The following is an 18,099-nucleotide window of genomic DNA, read 5'->3' as shown; positions in this document are numbered from 1 at the left end:
TCGTGGCTTACCCTCGCACATTCATTTCCATTACAGTAGATGACAGTTTCTTTTCTCTGATAAACAACGGTTATCGGTGCCGACATGACATTTCAGGTAAAATTTCATCAGTTGCGGGCATTTGTGGAAGTGGCAAAGCAGGGAAGCATTCGGGGGGCCAGCCGGGTATTGAGCCTGTCGCAACCGGCGTTAACCAAATCCATTAAAGAGCTGGAGGAGGGGATCTCGGCGCAGCTGTTTGTCCGGCGCAGTAAAGGGGTGACCCTCACCGAGTGCGGCGAGAGCTTTTACCAACATGCCAGCCTGATCCTCGAGGAGCTACGCAACGCGCAGGATGATATTCGTCAGCGGCAGGGCCAGCAGGCCGGGCAGATTAATATCGGTATGGGGGCCAGTATCGCCCGCATGTTAATGCCTGCCGTCATTACCCGCTTCCATCAGCAGCACCCGCAGGTCAAGGTGCGCATAATGGAAGGACAATTAGTTTCGATGATAAATGAATTACGCCAGGGCGAACTCGATTTCACGATTAATACTTATTATCAGGGGCCTTACGATCATGAATTCACGTTCGAAAAATTGTTTGAGAAACCCTTTGCGATATTTTGTCGGGAAGGGCATCCGGCCACTGGCGCTAAATCCATTAATGAGTTACTGAAATATAGCTGGACGATGCCAACCCCGCGCGGCAGTTATTATAAGCAGCTGGAAGAGATGTTTTCCCACCGGGAGCAGATCCCGCATATTGGCGTGGTATGTGAAACCTTTTCGTCAAGTATCAGTCTGATAGCGCAAAGCGATTTTCTCAGTATTCTGCCGCAGGAGCTGGGCTGCGACCCGCTTCTGGCGCACCGTCTGGTGATGATCCCGGTAAAAGAGCCGTTACCCAAAGCAACCTATTACCTTATACAAAGAAGGGATTCCCGTCAGACGCCGTTAACCGCGTCATTAATCACACAATTCAGACGTCACGCCCGGCAGGTTATTTCTTAATCAAGTTAAGGATAAAAAAATGGAGCCTGTCGACATCCAACAGACCCCACAGTACACACAGCATTGCTCCACATGCGACTCTGCTTATTGTTTCCTTAGTGCAGATACCTTTATATATAACATTTCCTGACGATAATACAGATAAGAAAGCGCCTGGTTTTAAAAAGTTTAATGTAAGTCATAAAGTTAAACATTCATAAAAATAATCTTAAGGACTGATTAAATATTAATTGCGTTAACTTTATCTATAATTCTTTTTTAAATGATGAGCAGGAACCCGTCCGGCAGGACAACACCGCATTGAGCCGGGAGTTGGGCGCAGGTATAGTAGCCTGCCAGCTAAGCAGGAGGATGCCATGAACCCAGACGATAAATCGCTTTTTCTTGATGCGATGGAAGAGGTCCAGCCTCTTAAGCGCTGCACTAATGTCCACTGGCAACCCGCCCGCACCACGCGCACCCGCCAGCCTGTGGATACCAGCCAGCTCGATAACTTTCTGACCACCGGTTTTCTGGACGTGATCCCCCTGGCCGAGCCGCTGGCTTTCCAGCGCGAAGGGGTGCAGCAGGGCGTTACCGACAAGCTGCGCTCGGGCAAGTATCCGCGCCAGGCGAGCCTGACCCTGCTGCGCCAGCCCGTTGAGCAGTGCCGCCAGCAGCTGTTTACCTTTATCCGCCAGGCGGAGCGCGACGGCCTGCGTAACCTGATCATCATTCACGGTAAAGGGCGCGACGATAATTCCCACGCCAACATCGTGCGCAGCTATCTGGCGCGCTGGCTGACGGAGTTCGACGCGGTGCAGGCGTTTTGCGTTGCCCAGCCGCACCACGGCGGCAGCGGTGCCTGTTACGTAGCGTTGCGTAAATCCGGCGAGGCGAAACAGGAAAACTTTGAGCGACACGCCAAACGCAGCCGCTAAAACATAATGTCCATGGAAAACACCGCATTATGCTACCGCCAGTTTGGTGAGCCTGAGTCTGTCCTGCAGCAGGAGACCGCGATAAAAGCTCCGCTGCAACCGGGGAATCTTCGGGTGCAGATGCTGGTGGCCCCGGTCAACGCCTCCGATCTGATCCCCATTACCGGTGCCTACCGCCATCGCATTACCTTACCGGCCATCGCCGGATACGAAGGCGTAGGCCGCGTGATTGCCGCCCCCGACAGCGCCGCCTCTCTTCTCGGTCAACGGGTTTTGCCTCTGCGTGGAGAAGGTACCTGGCAGCAGTACGTGGATTGCCCGGCATCTATGGCGATCCCGGTGCCCGATACCGTTGCCACACCGCTGGCGGCGCGAGGGTTTATCAACCCGATGGCGGCCTGGCTGATGCTCAGCCTCTACCCCGTGCAGGGCAAACAGGTGCTGCTGACCGCCGCCGGTTCGGACTGCGGCATTTTGCTGGGGCAGTGGGCGCTACGGCAGGGGGCAACGGCGGTGTACGGCATTCACCGTTCGGCGATCCATGCGGAGCGACTGCGGGGGATGGGGATTACGCCCGTCGTCCAGCAGGACATCGACAGCGTTCGCGCCATCGCGGCGACCAGCGATCTGGCTTTCGACGCCACCGGCGGCGAGCTTGCGCAGACCATTCTGGGCGCGATGGACAAACGCGCAGCATTTATCTGCTACGGGTTGCTCTCCGGTCAGCCCTTTACGTTACAACGTCACTTCCCACCCATGCACTGGTTCCATATCCGTAACCACTTCGAGGCCCTGAACCCGCAGGCGTGGCAGGCGGCGTTCCGTGAAATCTGGCCCTTGCTGGCCGCCAGCCAGTACAGTGACGCCAGGTTACTGCCGTTCACCGACTGGCAGTCGGCACTGGCCCACTACCGGCAGGCGGGGCGTACCTGCAAGCCGGTGCTGGCGTTTGAATAATGCTTAACGGGACTGGCTCATATCACTGAGCAGCAGGGCAATGCTTTTACCGCCTTCGGTCTGCTCCAGCGCAATTTTGGCGATAATGGTCAGGGGCACCGAGAGCAGCATTCCCACTGGCCCCAGCAGCCAGCCCCAGAATATCAGCGACAAAAAGACCACCAGCGTGGAGAGGCCCAGCCCGCGCCCCATCAGGCGGGGTTCAAGGATGTTGCCGAAGATCAGGTTCACCAGCAAATAGCCGGCCAGCAACACCAGCGCAGAGTAAAAGCCGCTGAAAACCAGCACCTGGGCAATGGGCGGGATGGCGGCAAGCACCGAGCCGATGTTGGGGATATAGTTCAGCGCAAAGGCCAGCAGCGCCCAGACAAAGGCAAACCGCACCTCCAGCGCCGTCAGCATTCCCCACACCACCAGCCCGGTCACCAGACTGATGGCGGTTTTCAGCACCAGATAGTGCGAAACGCTGTCCAGCGCGCGCTGAATGGCGGCCATCCCTTCCACCGGGCGGGTCATCATGGGCTGGAGCTTCGCCGGCAGCTGCGGCACCTCCAGCAGCATAAACACCACCGTCAGCAGCAGTAAAAAGATGGAGGTCATGGCGCTGGAGAGCTGTGACAGCAGGGCGGTCACCAGGGTCATGGCGGCATTGGGATCGATGTACTTCAGCAGCTCTTCCATCGACACTTCAATCCCGGCCCGCTGCAGCCAGGGTTCCAGATGCAGCAGCGGCACGGCAAGCGAGGTGCGATAGTGCGGCAGGGTGCGGGCCAGCTCATTCAGCGAGGTGCCAAGATAGGCCACCAGTAACGCCATCAGCACCACGATAAGTACGATCGGCAGGGTGATAGCCAGCACCCGCGGCAGGCGCAGGCGCATCAGACGCCGTACAACGGGCTGAAGTATCACCGCGATAAACAGCGCCAGGATAAAGGGTACGATAATATCCGCCGCAAAACGGATCCCGGTCAGGACAATCACCAGCATGCCAAGCATGATGACTATTTTTAATCCGTTGAGGGTAATAATGGGTTTCGCCATGCTGGCTCCTGATGCTGTCCTTTTTATATATTCTAACGGCGCAGCGCCTTTAATAAATTAACCAAACGCAAACGGCGAGGGTAAAGAAATGAAAAGGCTTTGAGTAAAATCCTGGCTTATGGTAAAAATCAGCTGTGTTTAACTACCGGAGACAATTTTCATCTGCACTGACGAGAAGCAACACCGCAGATAATTGTAATTTTATGGACAATTTGTTCAGCATCGTTTTATCAAATCTCAGTTCCGCTCTGTACTCCTCTTTTTGCCTGCTTTCTGGCGAGCAACACTGGCGCAACGCGCTGTAGACCCTCTCTCTGCCTGAGCTGGCGCATCGCGCCCGGCCAATCTGTTGTATTTTTTTACCCGGCTGCCGCTAACGGCGAGCCGCGAAGGATTATATTCTCAAGCAGGAGAAAAACATGTTTTACTGGATCCTCTTAGCCCTTGCTATTGTCGCTGAAATAACCGGCACACTCTCCATGAAATGGGCCAGCGTCACGGGCAGCCACAGCGGCTATATTTTAATGCTGTCAATGATTGCGCTGTCCTATATTTTCCTCAGTTTTGCGGTTAAAAAAATCGCACTGGGCGTGGCGTATGCGTTATGGGAAGGCATTGGTATTCTCTTAATTACCCTGTTCAGCGTTATGCTGTTTGATGAGTCGCTTTCCGCAATGAAAATTGCCGGTCTGACGACGCTGGTGGCGGGAATAATATTAATCAAATCCGGAACCCGCAAACCGGCAAAACCACGCGGGGAGGTGTCCCATGCAACAGTTTGAGTGGGTGCATGCTGCCTGGTTAGGTCTAGCTATCGTGCTGGAGATTGCCGCCAACGTTTTGCTGAAGTTTTCCGACGGTTTTCGCCGCAAAATCTATGGTCTGCTCTCCATTGTCGCGGTACTCGGCGCGTTCAGCGCCCTGTCGCAGGCGGTAAAAGGCATTGATCTGTCGGTTGCCTATGCCCTGTGGGGCGGGTTTGGTATTGCGGCCACGCTTGCTGCGGGCTGGATCCTGTTTGGTCAACGACTGAATCATAAAGGGTGGATGGGGCTGCTTCTGCTGCTCGCCGGAATGATCATGATAAAACTGGCCTGATAACGTCGCTGCCTGTCATTACAGGCAGCGAAATCCATGTCCTGTATTACGCTTAAACTGAGGGCATAAAACAGGACGGCCAATGCATGTATAACCCATTAAGCTGGCGTAAAATTCCTTCTGCCAGGACCTTGTTTGTTATGATCTTCATGGCAGGGGTCGGCTTAATTTTCTCTGTTGTCGCCTTGTTGTACCTCTCCCTCAACCTCATCAGCAGTAAAGCCAACGAAATCGACGAACAGCGCACGGCGCTCTCGGTGCAGGGCGCGGTACAGACCTCGGTAAACCGGGTCTGGTCGCTGGTGATTGATAATGCCGTCTGGGATGACGCGGTGCGTGAAGCCTATCGCCCGGCGCTCGACATCGACTGGCTCTACAACACCTGGGGCGCGGGCTACAAGGTGAATAACCTCTATGACGGCACCTTTGTGCTCGATGAGCGATTCCAGGTGCTGTGGGGATCGTTCAAAAGCCAGCCTTTCGCGGAGAAAAATCTCGATTTCTTTGGCGACGGCTTAAAGTCGCTGATCCTGATGCATACCAACTCCCTGCGATCGGATAAAAACATCTACGCCGGGATCACCCGCACCCGGGCGGGAATCGCTTTTGTTGGCGTGGGGCTGATCCGACCGACGATCGGCAGTCTGAGGGCAGGAGATAATACCCGCCGCTATCTGGTGATCACCCGGCATATTAACCCGCAGATCCTGCGCGACCTCGGGAATACCTTTCAGATCGACAACCTGACGTTTACGCCGGAGCGGGTTAGCGACGTCAGCGTGCCGCTGAATAGTTCATCCGGGGAAGTGCTGGGGTATCTCTCGTGGCAACCGCGCCTGCCGGGGGCGGCTGCGGCGAAAGCGGCCTCCCTCGATATCACCCAAATCGTGCTGCTCACGGCGGCGCTGATATTACTTTTTATCCTCTTCAGCAGCGTGGGGCTGTATAAACTGGCGCGCGGTGAGACGCTGGCAAGATCGGTGGCGCGCACCGACTGGCTCAGCCATTTGCCCAACCGCCGGGCGCTGATTGAAGAGCTGGAGCGGGTGAGCCAGCGCGGCGATACCGATCGCAAAAGCGTGGTGTTTATCGATCTCGACGGCTTTAAGGACGTCAATGATATCCATGGCCATGAGGTGGGCGACGAGCTGATTGTCACCATCGCAGGCGCGCTGCGCGACAATGTCCCCAAAGACGGCATGCTGGCCCGGATGGGCGGGGATGAGTTCGCCATGACCATCGGCGGCGACAACGCCGAAGCGCTGGCCTCGGCGTTTGCAGGCTTTGTTCTTGATTACCTTCACTCACCGATTACCGTCGGTGAGCGTTCGATCCACATAGGCGCCAGTATCGGCATCGCCAGCGACACGCTGGTGGACTGCACCAGCAACGAGCTGTTCCGCCGCGCCGATATCGCCATGTACCACTCCAAAATCACCGGCAAGGGGCGGGTTACGCACTATGACGTCGAGCTGAACAACGAGCGCGAGAGGCGGCTGGCAATTGAAGAGCAGATCCGCCATGGCCTGGAGCATAACGAGTTTGATGTCTGGTATCAGCCGATCATCGATGCCCGCAGCCAGAAAATGGTCAGCGTGGAGGCGCTGGTGCGCTGGCCGCGGCGACCGGAAGGGCCGCTGGCGCCGGATGAGTTTATTACCATCGCCGAAACCAGCGGGCTGATTTACGGCCTGGGGCAGTTTGTTCTCAGCCGGGCCTGCCAGGATCTGGAGCCGTACAGGGATCTGAAGTTGTCGGTCAATATCTCCCCGGCGCAGTTTCGCGACCCCGAGTTTGAAGCCAAAGTGGAGGGGGCGCTGGCGCTCAGCCGTTTTCCGGCAACCCGCCTGCAGCTGGAAGTGACCGAAACCTATGTGCTGGAGAACCCGGAGCGGGCCCGCTCGGCCATCAACAATCTCAAGGCGCAGGGCATTGCGGTGGCGCTGGACGACTTCGGCACCGGCTACTCCAGCATCGGCTATCTGCGCCGCTTTAACTTCAATACCATCAAGATCGATAAGTCGCTGGCCGGGCTGGTGGATCACGACGAGCAGGCCTCGGCGCTGGTGAGCGGCACGGTGCGCATTGCCAGCGCGCTGGGGATGACGGTAGTGGCTGAAGGGGTGGAGAACGAAAAACAGATGAAGCTGCTGCGACTGGCGGGCTGCGATCAGCTCCAAGGTTACTGGTACAGCCAGCCAATGCCGATAGAGGCGATTATGGCGCTACGCCAGCAGCGCCAGTGCTGAGTTACTGCTGGGCCAGTTCGGCCAGCTTGTCACGAAAGCCGGTGACTGACAGGGCCCGGTTATCGGCCCGCCAGCGATCTTTCGCCGCCGGTGCCGAGCTCTGAACGCCGATAAGCTGCCAGCCCGCAGCGGTTTTCAGCATCAGCGGTGAACCGCTGTCGCCTGGCAGGGTGTCGCACTGATGGGACAGCACGCTGTTTTGTGCCCAGCCGGTGACGATGCAGTCCTGATGGGTATAGAGCACATCCAGATGATCTTCCGGATATCCCGCCTGGCTCACCTTGCGATCGGCCTGTTTCAGGGCAGCGGTCAGCTCTTCTTTGGTACCGGCAAACAGCGGCAGCGGGGTAATGCCCGACGGCGGATTGCGCAACACCACCAGACCAAAATCCCACGACGCGGCGGAAGGCGGCACGATCCAGCCATCGCCGTCGGCCTTTAACCTTCGGCCTAATGATGCATCAACCCGGCCTTCAATGCCGTGGATTTCGTAGCGCCAGCTCCCTTTTTGCGATACGAAGCGCAGGGCAACGGCGGTATCGGGTTTGCCTTTTGGCGGCACCAGCAGGCAGTGTCCGGCGGTCAGCGCCAGCTGAGGAGTAATGAGGGTTGCAGTGCAGAGGTTTCCGCTGGCCGTTTCCAGCTGGCCAATGGCATCCCACGGCGCGCGGGAGGGGTCAGCGACACGCGTGCGATCGTCATGCCCAAAAAACAGCGTTTGTACCTCTTTTGCGTTCGCGGCCTCGTCGTCGCCATTGTCCGCATGACTTAACCCAGAAAAGAGAAAAAACGTTCCCAGTACAATCACAACAGATTTACGCATATCACACTCTGAAGGGAATAATTATGATTATTAAATATGAACCCTGGTAATTAACTATAGACGGGACAGCGCGAAAGTGGGAGTAAAATCAGCGTGCTACACTCAGGAAATATAAAACACACCTGCAACAAGTGCGCATAAAATAAGCGTGATGAGAATCACCTCAAACCGATAGCGCTGCAACATAACGCCCTCCGGATAAAAAAACGGCGCTGACACCTTGCCGGTTCAGCGCCGGATGACTAACGTACCCGCCAGGGGCACGGTAGGTTAAGTTGGCTTATGCAGCCGGTTTAGCAGCTGGAGCGGCTGCTTCGTGTTTTACTGCTTTTTTATGGTGTTTTTTAGCTGCCTGGGCTTTCTGGGCAACCGGCGCTGCGTCTTCTTTCTTCACGGCTTTTTTGTGGTGCTTTTTAGCAGCCTGCGCTTTCTGCACAGCGGCTTTCTTGTGTTTTTTGTGGTGCACAGTTTTGGCAGCCGGTGCCGGGGTGGTGGTTGCGGTCGCAGCAGGTGCAGCGGTTTTCGCGACAGTGTCAGCAGCGAATGCAGCAGAAGAGAGACCCATAGCAGCGGCAACAACCAGAGCTAATACTTTTTTCATCATCTTACCCTCGAATTGGTTTTTTCATTTAACCCCACTGCGGGGCCGTTGAAAGAACTATATCCCTGAAAATCCGGGGCTTCCGTGAGTGATTGGTATCGGCGTGTAACCTAATGTACAACGCCGGGCAGAAGCCCGGCGTGATGAGTTAAAGATAGCGAGAGGTCAGATGGTCGCGGAAGTAGCGGCTGTTAAGATCTTCTCCGGTCGCCTGCTCAATCAGCTGGGCGGTGGTGAAGCGGCTGCCATGCTGCCAGATGTTCTGGCGCAGCCAGTCGAACAGGGCGCTGAAATCCCCGGCGGCGATGGAGGCGTCCAGCCCCGGCAGCGCGTTTTTTGCCGCACTGAACAGCTGAGCGGCGTACATGGCACCTAAGGTGTACGACGGGAAGTAGCCGAAGCCGCCGTCTGTCCAGTGGATATCCTGCATACAGCCGTTGCGGTAGTTGTCTTTTGTCGACAGCCCCAGCCACGCCTGCATCTTCTCATCCCACAGCGCCGGGATGTCCTCCACCTCGATATCGCCATTGATCAGCGCCCGCTCGATCTCGTAGCGCAGCACCACGTGCGCCGGATAGCTCACCTCGTCGGCATCCACGCGGATATAGCCGGGCTTCACCCGCTGGTTCCAGGCGACGAAATTCTCTGGGGTGAACGCCGCCTGGCTGCCGAAACGTTCCTGAACCGCCGGCAGCAGATGGTTGAGGAAGGCCTTGCTGCGCCCGAGCTGCATTTCAAAGAACAGGCTCTGTGATTCGTGGATGGCGGTGGAGCGAGCCAGGGCGATGGGCTGACCGAGCCAGTTGCGGGGCAGGTTCTGCTCATATCGCGCGTGGCCGGTTTCGTGGATCACGCCAAACAGGGCGCTCAGCAGTTCGTCTTCGTCGTAACGGGTGGTGATGCGCACGTCTTCCGGCACGCCACCGCAGAACGGATGGGCGCTGACGTCCAGACGGCCCGCGTTAAAGTCGAACCCGAGGGTCTTCATCGCCTCCAGCCCCAGCTCACGCTGGATAGCGGTAGGGAACGGGCCCTGCGGCGGCACGAAGGACTGCTGCGCCTGCTTCTCGACTACCTGCGCCAGCAGATCCGGCAGCCAGGTTTTGAGATCGCCAAACAGATCGTCCAGCCGGGCGCTGGTCATGTCCGGCTCGAAGATATCCAGCAGCGCATCGTACGGGGTGCAGCCTTTCGCCCCGGCACGCAGGTGAGCCTCTTCCCGGCTCAGTTTCACCACCTCTTTCAGGTTGGCGGAAAAACCCTGCCAGTCATTCGCCGGACGCTGGGTACGCCAGGCATGCTCGCATTTACTGCCCGCCAGGGATTTCGCCTCAACCAGTGATTCCGGCAGCAAAGCCGCCTGCTGATAGTGGCGAGCCATCTCCCGCAGGTTGGCCTGTTCAACGTCGTTAAGATCTTCGCTTTCGGCGTTACGCAGCCAGTCGGCTACGTTTTTGTCGGTCAGGATTTGATGCTGCAACACGCTCAGTTCCGCCAGGGCTTCACCCCGGGCGGCGCTACCGCCTGCAGGCATCATGGTGAACATGTCCCAGCTGGCGATAGCGGAGAGATGGGAGAAGCGGGAAAGGCGCTGGAAGGTACGGGTGAGTTGCTGATAGTTATTCTTTTTCATTAAGACCTCGTGTCTGCATCAACTGAGAGCTAAAAGTACCATCAGGTCGGGCGAAACACGAGGCCACGTAACATTATTGCAAGCGTGCAGATCGGTTTTGTAGGCCTGATAAGCGTAGCGCCATCAGGCATTTGAGCTGTTAACCTTTGAAAACCTCGGTTTGCGATAAATGAATTTACAGTCCGGTGAGAATGTAGTGAAAAAAATCTTATTGCAAACGACGATGAAGGCTCCGTCCCACCAGCAATGCCGCACACAGCATCAGCGCAATAAACCCGCCGACGCCGTTCCAGCCGTACTGGTGCCAGAACACGCCGCCGAGCGTCCCGGCGATGCTGGAGCCCAGATAGTAGCTGAACAGATACAGCGACGAGGCCTGGCCTTTTGCGCGGCGGGCGCGCGGGCCGATCCAGCTGCTGGCGACCGAGTGGGCGGCGAAGAAGCCGGCGGAGAAGAGCAGCATCCCGGCGAAAATCAGCCACAAACTGGAGAGCAGCGTCATCAGTACGCCTGCCAGCATTACGCCGGTGGAGACCAGCATCACCGGGCCGCGCCCGAAGCGGGTGGTCATGGCCCCGGCTTTCGGGGAGCTCCAGGTCCCGGTCAGGTAAGCCACCGACAGCAGGCCGACCAGCGCCTGGCTCAGATGCCACGGCGAAAGCATCAACCGGTAGCCGATGTAGTTAAAAAGAGTCACAAACGAGCCCATCAGCAGGAATCCGGTGAGAAACAGCAGGGGCAGCCCTTTATCGCGCCAGTGCAGGCGGAAGTTAATCAGCAGCGTTTTTGGCCGCAGCGCGGTAGGGCGGAAATGACGCGATTCTGGCAGGATTTTCCAGAACATCAGCGCCGAAGCCAGCGCAAAAAAGCCGATCGCCGCCAGCGCTATCCGCCAGCTGAAGAAATCGGTAAAGACCCCGCTCAGCAGGCGTCCGCTCATGCCGCCAATGGAGTTCCCGCTGATGTAGAGCCCCATGGAGAACGCAACGAAGCTGGGGTGGATCTCCTCGCTGAGGTAGGTCATCCCCACCGCCGCCACGCCGCTAAGCGAGAGCCCGATCAGCGCGCGCATAATTAAAATCCCGTGCCAGCTGGTCATCATCGTCGACAGCAAGGTACAGACCGACGCCAGCAGCAGCGCGGTGACCATCACCGGTTTACGCCCGATAGCGTCCGAGAGTGGGCCGGTAAACAGCAGGCCGACCGCCAGCATTCCCGTGGAGATCGACAGTGAAATACTGCTGCTGGCCGGGGAGACGCCAAACTCCTGGGACAGCACCGGCAGGATCGGCTGCACGCAGTAGAGCAGGGCGAAGGTGGCAAGGCCGGCGGAGAAGAGCGCCAGGGTGACGCGCATAAACTGCGGGGTGCCGCGTTTGATTCGCTGTGCCGGTAAGGCTTTGTTCGGTAAGAGATCGATATCATTGCTGGGGGCGATATCAGCCGTTGTTGTACGACTCACGTAAGTTCCTTGCTTCAACATCCCCGTGATTTCTGGTGACGGGTATGACCACAGGGATCAGGGTAGGAAATTGTAAATATTCTGTCTAATATATTAATAATCTCAAATGATACGTTAAAAATATGAATATCGAACTGCGTCATCTGCGCTACTTTGTTGCCGTCGCCGAAGAACTGCATTTTGGTCGCGCGGCTCAGCGGCTTAATATTTCGCAACCGCCGCTGAGCCAGCAGATCCAGGCCCTGGAGCAGCAGGTTGGGGCCCGCCTTCTGGCCCGAACTAATCGCAGCGTCGGGCTGACGGCGGCGGGGCGTCAGTTCCTCGCCGACAGCCGCCAGATCCTGAGCATGGTGGACGAGGCTGCTGCCCGGGCAGAACGCCTGCACCAGGGTGAAACCGGCGAGCTGCGCATCGGGTTTACCTCCTCCGCGCCGTTTATTAGCGCTATCTCGCACACCCTGTCGTCGTTTCGCCGCCTGTCGCCGGATGTGCATATCCAGACCCGGGAGATCAATACCCGGGAGCAGATCGTCCCGCTGAACGAAGGTTCGCTCGATCTGGGCCTGATGCGCAATACCCAGTTGCCGGACACCCTGGCGTGGCAGCGGGTGCTTCGCGAACCGCTGCTGGCGATGATCCATCGCGACCATCCCCTGGCGGCAAAACCTGAAATCTCCGTCACGGAACTGGCGCAGGAGCCGTTCGTCTTTTTTGACCCCCACGTCGGCACCGGCCTGTACGACGATATCCTGGGATTACTGCGCCGCCATGGGGTGAACCCGGTCATTACCCAGGAAGTGGGCGAGGCGATGACCATCATCGGCCTGGTGGCGGCGGGGCTCGGCGTGTCGATCCTTCCGGCTTCCTTCAGGCGGCTTCAGCTACATGAAATGCGCTGGGTGGCGATTGCCGAAGTGGACGCGGTTTCAGAGATGTGGCTGGTGTGGTCCCGGCATCATGAACTGAGCGCAGCGGCACAACGGTTTAAGGATCTACTGATTAGCGCCTCATCGGGCCGCTGACCGGAAAAAAAGCGGGTAAAAATGTGCTGTAAATCACAAGGCTAAGTAAAAATTTGACGATTACTGTAGAAGTGCTTCACCATAGCCCACAGTTTATTTCGAAGCGCGAAAATAAGGGAGTACGTGGTGGTTGCTGATAGTCAGCCAGGGCATATAGATCAGATTAAGCAGACCAATGCGGGCGCAGTCTATCGCCTGATTGATCAGCTTGGGCCGGTCTCGCGCATCGATCTTTCCCGTCTTGCGCAACTGGCACCCGCCAGTATTACCAAAATTGTGCGTGAGATGCTCGAAGCGCATCTGGTGCAGGAAACAGAAATTCAGGAGCCGGGCAGCCGTGGCCGTCCGGCCGTCGGGCTGGTGGTGGAAACCGAGGCCTGGCACTACCTCTCATTACGCATCAGCCGCGGTGAAATCTACCTTGCGCTGCGCGACCTCAGCAGCAAACTGGTGGTGGAGGACAAGCTGCCGCTTGAACTTGTCGCTGCTGAACCGCTGGAAGTACGGATCACAGCCCTTATCGATCGGTTTTTTATTGATCATCAGCAGAAGCTGGAACGTCTCACTGCCATCGCCATCACTATGCCGGGGATCATTGATACCGAAAATGGCATCGTGCACCGCATGCCGTTTTATGAAGACGTTAAAGAGATGCCGCTCGGCGAGGTGCTGAAAAATCACACCGGCGTGCCGGTCTATATTCAGCACGACATCAGCGCCTGGACGATGACCGAGGCGCTGTTCGGTGCTTCTCGCGGCGCGCGCGACGTCATTCAGGTGGTGATCGACCACAACGTGGGGGCCGGGGTGATCACCGATGGCCGCCTGCTGCACGCGGGCAGCAGCAGCCTGGTGGAGATAGGCCACACCCAGGTCGATCCCTACGGTAAGCGCTGTTACTGCGGTAACCACGGCTGCCTGGAGACCATCGCCAGCGTCGACAGCGTGCTGGAGCTGGCCCAGCTCAGGCTCGGCCAGTCGATGAGTTCGACGCTGCACGGCCAGCCCCTGACGGTGGAGTCGCTTTGCGCGGCCGCGCAGCAGGGCGATCTGCTGGCAAAAGATATCATTACCGGCGTCGGCATCAACGTCGGGCGCATTATCGCCATCATGGTTAACCTCTTTAACCCGCAAAAATTCTGATTGGCTCGCCCCTGAGCCAGGCGTCTGACGTTCTCTTCCCGGCGATCGCGACTCGATCCGCCAGCAGTCTTTACCGGCCTACAGCAAGCACATCGTGGTGGAAAGCACCCAGTTCACCAATCAGGGCACGATGGCCGGGGCGGCGCTGGTAAAAGATGCGATGTATAACGGCTCACTATTGATCCGTCTGCTGCAGGGTTAACTGTTTTTTTACAGTCTTACCAAAAATTGCGCTATCTCAAACCGGTCAGATAGCGCATGCCTTAGACTTCCTCCACTGAATTATTACCTTCATTTATATTTTCAGAGCATAACGGTGGAGTAAGTGATGCTTAAGCGTTTCTTTGTAACGGGTACTGATACCTCTGTCGGCAAGACGGTGGTATCCCGCGCCTTGCTGCAGGCCATGATGGCCAGCGGAAGGAGTGTTGCAGGGTACAAACCGGTAGCCAAAGGGAGTAAAGAGACGCCGGAAGGATTGCGCAATAAAGATGCGCTGGTACTGCAAAGTGTCTCCTCTTTAGAACTGCCTTATCACGCGATCAACCCTATTGCCCTCAGCGAAGATGAGAGCAGCGTGGCGCACAGTGGTCTGGTGAATTACACCCTGTTGTCGAACGGGCTTGCCAGCCTGAGCGAGAAGGTCGATCACGTGGTGGTCGAAGGCACCGGCGGCTGGCGCAGCCTGATGAATGATTTGCGTCCGTTATCAGAGTGGGTGGTGCAGGAGCAACTCCCGGTGCTGATGGTGGTGGGCATTCAGGAAGGCTGTATCAACCACGCCCTGCTGACGGCGCAGGCCATAGCCAATGACGGCCTGCCGCTGGTGGGCTGGGTGGCGAACCGCATCAATCCGGGTCTGGCGCACTATGCCGAAATTATTGAAGTGCTGAGCAAAAAGCTGCCCGCTCCGCTGGTGGGTGAACTGCCGTACCTGCCGCGCGCCGAACAGCGCGAGCTAGCGCACTACATCGACCTCTCGGCTTTCGGCAGCGTGCTCTCCGTAGATCGAGTCGTGGCGTAACGTCCGCGACAGCACCGACGCCACCACACAGGCAATCAATAAACCGGGCAGCAGGAAATACTGCCCGGTCATTTCACAAACCATCAGCGCCGACATGATTGGCGCGTGCGTCGTGGCGGCGAGCAGCGTCGCCATCCCTGCCAGCCCTAGTAAAATCGCCGTTTCGGAGCCGGGCAGCCACAGCATAAACAGCTGGGCGAAGAGCATTCCGGTTGCCATGCCGACAAACAGCGTTGGGGTGAATACCCCGCCCGGCGCGCCGGAACCGCTGCTGGCCAGAACGGCCAGCAGCTTGCAGATGAATACCCCCGCAATCACCGACAGCAGCGGCGGCGCGAGCAGGAACCCCTGCAAAACGCTGTAGCCATTACCCCAGACCTTAGGCGTCAGCAGCGACAGCAGCCCGACGATGAGCCCACCCAGCGCCAGCTGCCACGGGGGAGAGAGCTTAAGGCGCAGGAAAAGGGAATGGCTGAAGGTCATGAGCCACATCAGCGCCGGGCCGCAGAGGCCCGCCAGCAATCCCATTCCCACAATCAATGAATAATCCACCGCGGTCAGCGTTTCGCTGAGATGCACCTCGTACAGCGTGTTCGCGCCGGGGCTGAGCAGGCGGGTGGTGAGCAGCGCCACTACGGCGGCAATCACCACCGGGCCGAGCGACGCCAGCATCAGCGTGCCGAACAGAATCTCGGCAATAAACAGGCTGCCGGCTAATGGGGCATGATAGGCGCTGGCCATCCCGGCGGCGGCCCCGCAGGCGATCCACAGCTTCCATTCGGTTTTAGGCGTAAAGCGTTGGGCGAAAAAGGAGGCGGCGAGGGCGGCCAGCAGGATCATCGCCCCTTCGCGGCCAATGGCGCTGCCGCTGGCGACCACCAGCAGCGACGCCAGGGATTTCACCAGGCTTGCGGCGTAGTCAAACTGCCCGTCGCCCGTATCAAGCGCTTCCATATAGTCTGTGGGCGCATGCGGACGCTGGGCGGTCATCCGCTGCCATCCCCAGAGCAACAGTCCGGCGGCCAGCCCGCCGAGAGCAGGCGTCAGCGCGCGTCGCCAGGGCGAAAGGCCGCTGGCGGCATTGACCAGGCTGCCGCTGTCGTTACTCAGAAACAGCCACTCGAGCAAATACAGGGCATGACGAAACAGGGCCACGGCCAGCGCCGCCAGCACGCCGGTGATGCTGGCAATCAGCAACCGGCGAAACATGGCCCGGATATCGGGGTAAGCATGAAGTCGATGCATGGGTTACGCACAAACAGGGAAGATACAATATTCTGGCGGGAAAACGCGGGGTTAGCAATGTGAAGAGCCGGGCAATGCCCGGCTCATAAGATTAACTTTCGCTGTGAATATTCAGCGCCCGGCGCGTGCGGCCGGAGCTTAAGTATTCCGCGATATAGTCCTGAGAAATTTCGCCGTTGTAGCGGCCTTCCTCATCGACAATCGGCATCCAGCTGGTGTTGCTCTCATACAAACGCGAAAGTACCACGCGCAGGTTATCCTCGGCTTTACCGGTCATGCGGAATGGATGCAGCAGATCGCCGCAGGTGCCGCTGGCATTGCGCGCTTCACGGCGCTTCACGAAGCCCAGCGGTTTGCCGTTCTCATCCACCACGGTGACGGCGCGAATGTCGTTGTCATCCATAATCCCAAACGCCTCGGTCAGCGGCGTGGCCGGACGCACGGTCAGGGTAGGCTGCTGATCCGTGACGTCGCCTGCGGATACCAGCAGCAGACGCTTCAGGGTACGGTCCTGGCCGACAAACGAGCCGACAAATTCGTTGGCCGGTTTCGCCAGCAGCTCGTCCGGGCTGGCGCACTGGACAATTTTCCCCTGGCGGAAGACGGCGATACGATCGCCCAGCTTTAGCGCTTCGTCGATGTCGTGGCTGACCAGCATCACGGTCTTTTTCAGCTTGCGCTGCATCTCGAGGAACTGGTTCTGGATCACCTCGCGGTTAATCGGGTCCACCGCACCGAAAGGCTCATCCATCAGCAGGACCGGAGGATCCGCCGCCAGCGCGCGGATAACCCCGATACGCTGCTGCTGGCCGCCGGACATCTCGCGCGGATAGCGGTTAAGGAACTTATGCGGATCCATCGCCACCATATCCATCAGCTCTTCGGCGCGGGTTTTACACCGGGCTTTGTCCCAGCCCAGCATGCGCGGAACCACGGTGATGTTCTCTTCGATGGTCATGTTCGGAAACAGACCAATCTGCTGGATCACGTAACCGATGTTGCGGCGCAGGGTCACGGTATCCATGTCAGTGGTGTCCTGACCGTTAATCTGGATGGTACCGCTGCTCGGCGTGATGAGCCGGTTAATCATCTTCAGGGTAGTGGTTTTACCGCAGCCGGATGGGCCCAGCAGGACGCACATCTCCCCTTCAGGCACGTTCAGGTTGACGTTGTCGACGGCCTTGAAAGTCTGGCCGTGCTTCTGTGAAAATTGTTTGGTGAGGTTTTCCAGTTTTATCATTATCGAATCCCCTTTGGAGTCAGTACGATCTGCAGACGGTGCAGTAACCAGTCGAGCACAATCGCTAAAAGACAAATCATCAGCGCGCCCGCAATCAACATACGAATATCGCTTCCGCCAATGCCGTTAAGCAGCAGCAGACCCAGCCCGCCGGCGCCGATCACGGCGGCAATGGCCATCACGCCGATATTCATCACCACGGCGGTGCGGATGCCGCCGAAAATTACCGGCAGCGCCATTGGAATTTCTACCCAGCGCAGACGCTGCCAGAAGGTCATGCCGATCCCGCGACCCGCTTCGCGCAGGCCGGGCGGCAGGCTGTCCAGCGCGGTATGGGTGTTACGCACAATCGGCAGCAGCGAGTAGAGGAACACCGCCGTAATCGCGGGCAGGGCGCCAATACCCTGACCGATCAGCGAAAAGAGTGGGATCATCAGGCCGAACAGGGCAATGGACGGGATGGTCAGTACGATGGTGGCAATCCCCAGCACCGGCGTTGCCAGCCATTTGTGGCGCACAATCAGAATGCCGAGCGGCACGCCGATAATAATGGCAAGGCCCACGGCCAGCGCGACCAGCCACAGATGTTGCAGCGTCAGGCTTAACAGATAGCCCCAGTTATCAATGATGTAGTGAACGGTTTCCATA

General features: G+C 57.8%; 16 protein-coding genes and 1 pseudogene. 9 read left to right on the top strand and 8 right to left on the bottom strand.

Annotated features, from left to right (window positions below):
• Nucleotides 1-84: 84 nt before the first annotated feature.
• The 3 genes from K5I40_RS06845 (at nt 85) to K5I40_RS06835 (ending at nt 2,870) form a co-directional block, all read left to right on the top strand.
• Nucleotides 85-993 (top strand): LysR family transcriptional regulator, encoded by a 909-nt coding sequence (locus tag K5I40_RS06845; RefSeq protein WP_138368862.1) that lies wholly within the window; start codon nt 85-87, stop codon nt 991-993.
• A 356-nt stretch (nt 994-1,349) separates the two neighbouring features.
• Nucleotides 1,350-1,913, top strand: coding sequence for a DNA endonuclease SmrA (gene smrA / locus K5I40_RS06840; protein ID WP_223074154.1), 564 nt, complete (start codon nt 1,350-1,352; stop codon nt 1,911-1,913).
• Nucleotides 1,914-1,925: 12 nt separating this feature from the next.
• Nucleotides 1,926-2,870 carry a zinc-dependent alcohol dehydrogenase family protein gene (locus K5I40_RS06835; protein ID WP_223074153.1) on the top strand — a complete coding sequence of 315 codons (945 nt, stop codon included), beginning with the start codon at nt 1,926-1,928 and terminating at the stop codon, nt 2,868-2,870.
• A gap of 3 nt (nt 2,871-2,873) precedes the next feature.
• Here the strand turns inward: K5I40_RS06835 and K5I40_RS06830 are convergent, their stop codons facing one another.
• Nucleotides 2,874-3,911 carry an AI-2E family transporter gene (locus tag K5I40_RS06830; protein ID WP_039029202.1) on the bottom strand — a complete coding sequence of 346 codons (1,038 nt, stop codon included), beginning with the start codon at nt 3,909-3,911 and terminating at the stop codon, nt 2,874-2,876.
• Between the two features lie 419 nt (nt 3,912-4,330).
• On the opposite strand from K5I40_RS06830, the gene mdtJ reads away from it, so the two are divergent.
• From mdtJ to K5I40_RS06815, 3 genes are all read left to right on the top strand, one after another.
• Nucleotides 4,331-4,693 (top strand): multidrug/spermidine efflux SMR transporter subunit MdtJ, encoded by a 363-nt coding sequence (mdtJ, locus tag K5I40_RS06825; RefSeq protein WP_039029203.1) that lies wholly within the window; start codon nt 4,331-4,333, stop codon nt 4,691-4,693.
• Entirely contained in the window at nt 4,680-5,009 is a 330-nt protein-coding gene (mdtI, locus tag K5I40_RS06820; RefSeq protein WP_223074152.1) for a multidrug/spermidine efflux SMR transporter subunit MdtI, read from the top strand. The genes mdtJ and mdtI overlap by 14 nt, the downstream gene beginning before the upstream one ends.
• 86 nt (nt 5,010-5,095) lie before the next feature.
• Nucleotides 5,096-7,258 carry a bifunctional diguanylate cyclase/phosphodiesterase gene (locus tag K5I40_RS06815; RefSeq protein ID WP_223074151.1) on the top strand — a complete coding sequence of 721 codons (2,163 nt, stop codon included), beginning with the start codon at nt 5,096-5,098 and terminating at the stop codon, nt 7,256-7,258.
• Nucleotide 7,259: 1 nt separating this feature from the next.
• Here K5I40_RS06815 and K5I40_RS06810 read toward each other — a convergent pair whose 3' ends face one another.
• The 4 genes from K5I40_RS06810 to K5I40_RS06795 all read right to left on the bottom strand — a co-directional run bounded on the left by K5I40_RS06810 (nt 7,260) and on the right by K5I40_RS06795 (nt 11,777).
• Entirely contained in the window at nt 7,260-8,081 is an 822-nt protein-coding gene (locus K5I40_RS06810; protein WP_039029206.1) for a serine protease, read from the bottom strand.
• A gap of 280 nt (nt 8,082-8,361) precedes the next feature.
• On the bottom strand, nt 8,362-8,682 hold the full coding sequence (gene asr / locus K5I40_RS06805; protein ID WP_223074344.1) for an acid resistance repetitive basic protein Asr: 321 nt from the start codon (nt 8,680-8,682) through the stop codon (nt 8,362-8,364).
• 148 nt (nt 8,683-8,830) lie between these two features.
• Entirely contained in the window at nt 8,831-10,315 is a 1,485-nt protein-coding gene (locus K5I40_RS06800; protein ID WP_223074150.1) for a carboxypeptidase M32, read from the bottom strand.
• Between the two features lie 208 nt (nt 10,316-10,523).
• A complete protein-coding gene (locus K5I40_RS06795) occupies nt 10,524-11,777 on the bottom strand; it encodes an MFS transporter (protein ID WP_223074149.1) in 1,254 nt (417 codons plus the stop codon).
• A gap of 122 nt (nt 11,778-11,899) precedes the next feature.
• On the opposite strand from K5I40_RS06795, the gene K5I40_RS06790 reads away from it, so the two are divergent.
• The 3 genes and pseudogenes from K5I40_RS06790 (at nt 11,900) to bioD (ending at nt 14,966) form a co-directional block, all read left to right on the top strand.
• Nucleotides 11,900-12,799: a LysR family transcriptional regulator gene (locus tag K5I40_RS06790; protein WP_223074148.1), complete on the top strand. Its 900-nt coding sequence runs from the start codon at nt 11,900-11,902 to the stop codon at nt 12,797-12,799.
• 126 nt (nt 12,800-12,925) lie between these two features.
• Nucleotides 12,926-14,144, top strand: a pseudogene (gene mlc, locus K5I40_RS06785) (sugar metabolism global transcriptional regulator Mlc).
• Between the two features lie 126 nt (nt 14,145-14,270).
• Entirely contained in the window at nt 14,271-14,966 is a 696-nt protein-coding gene (bioD, locus tag K5I40_RS06780; protein ID WP_139564962.1) for a dethiobiotin synthase, read from the top strand.
• Here bioD and clcB read toward each other — a convergent pair.
• The 3 genes from clcB to osmW form a co-directional block, all read right to left on the bottom strand.
• Entirely contained in the window at nt 14,901-16,211 is a 1,311-nt protein-coding gene (clcB, locus tag K5I40_RS06775) for a voltage-gated ClC-type chloride channel ClcB (protein ID WP_223074146.1), read from the bottom strand. The genes bioD and clcB overlap by 66 nt on opposite strands.
• A gap of 91 nt (nt 16,212-16,302) precedes the next feature.
• On the bottom strand, nt 16,303-17,451 hold the full coding sequence (osmV, locus tag K5I40_RS06770) for an osmoprotectant ABC transporter ATP-binding protein OsmV (RefSeq protein ID WP_223074145.1): 1,149 nt from the start codon (nt 17,449-17,451) through the stop codon (nt 16,303-16,305).
• Nucleotides 17,451-18,098 (bottom strand): osmoprotectant ABC transporter permease OsmW, encoded by a 648-nt coding sequence (gene osmW, locus K5I40_RS06765; protein ID WP_039029215.1) that lies wholly within the window; start codon nt 18,096-18,098, stop codon nt 17,451-17,453. The genes osmV and osmW overlap by 1 nt, the downstream gene beginning before the upstream one ends.
• Nucleotide 18,099: the final 1 nt, after the last annotated feature.

It is taken from the genome of Leclercia sp. LTM14, from assembly GCF_023736175.1.
Taxonomy (GTDB): domain Bacteria; phylum Pseudomonadota; class Gammaproteobacteria; order Enterobacterales; family Enterobacteriaceae; genus Enterobacter; species Enterobacter barmai.
Note: the sequence above shows the minus strand (reverse complement) of the source record. Positions and strands in the feature narration are given on the sequence as shown.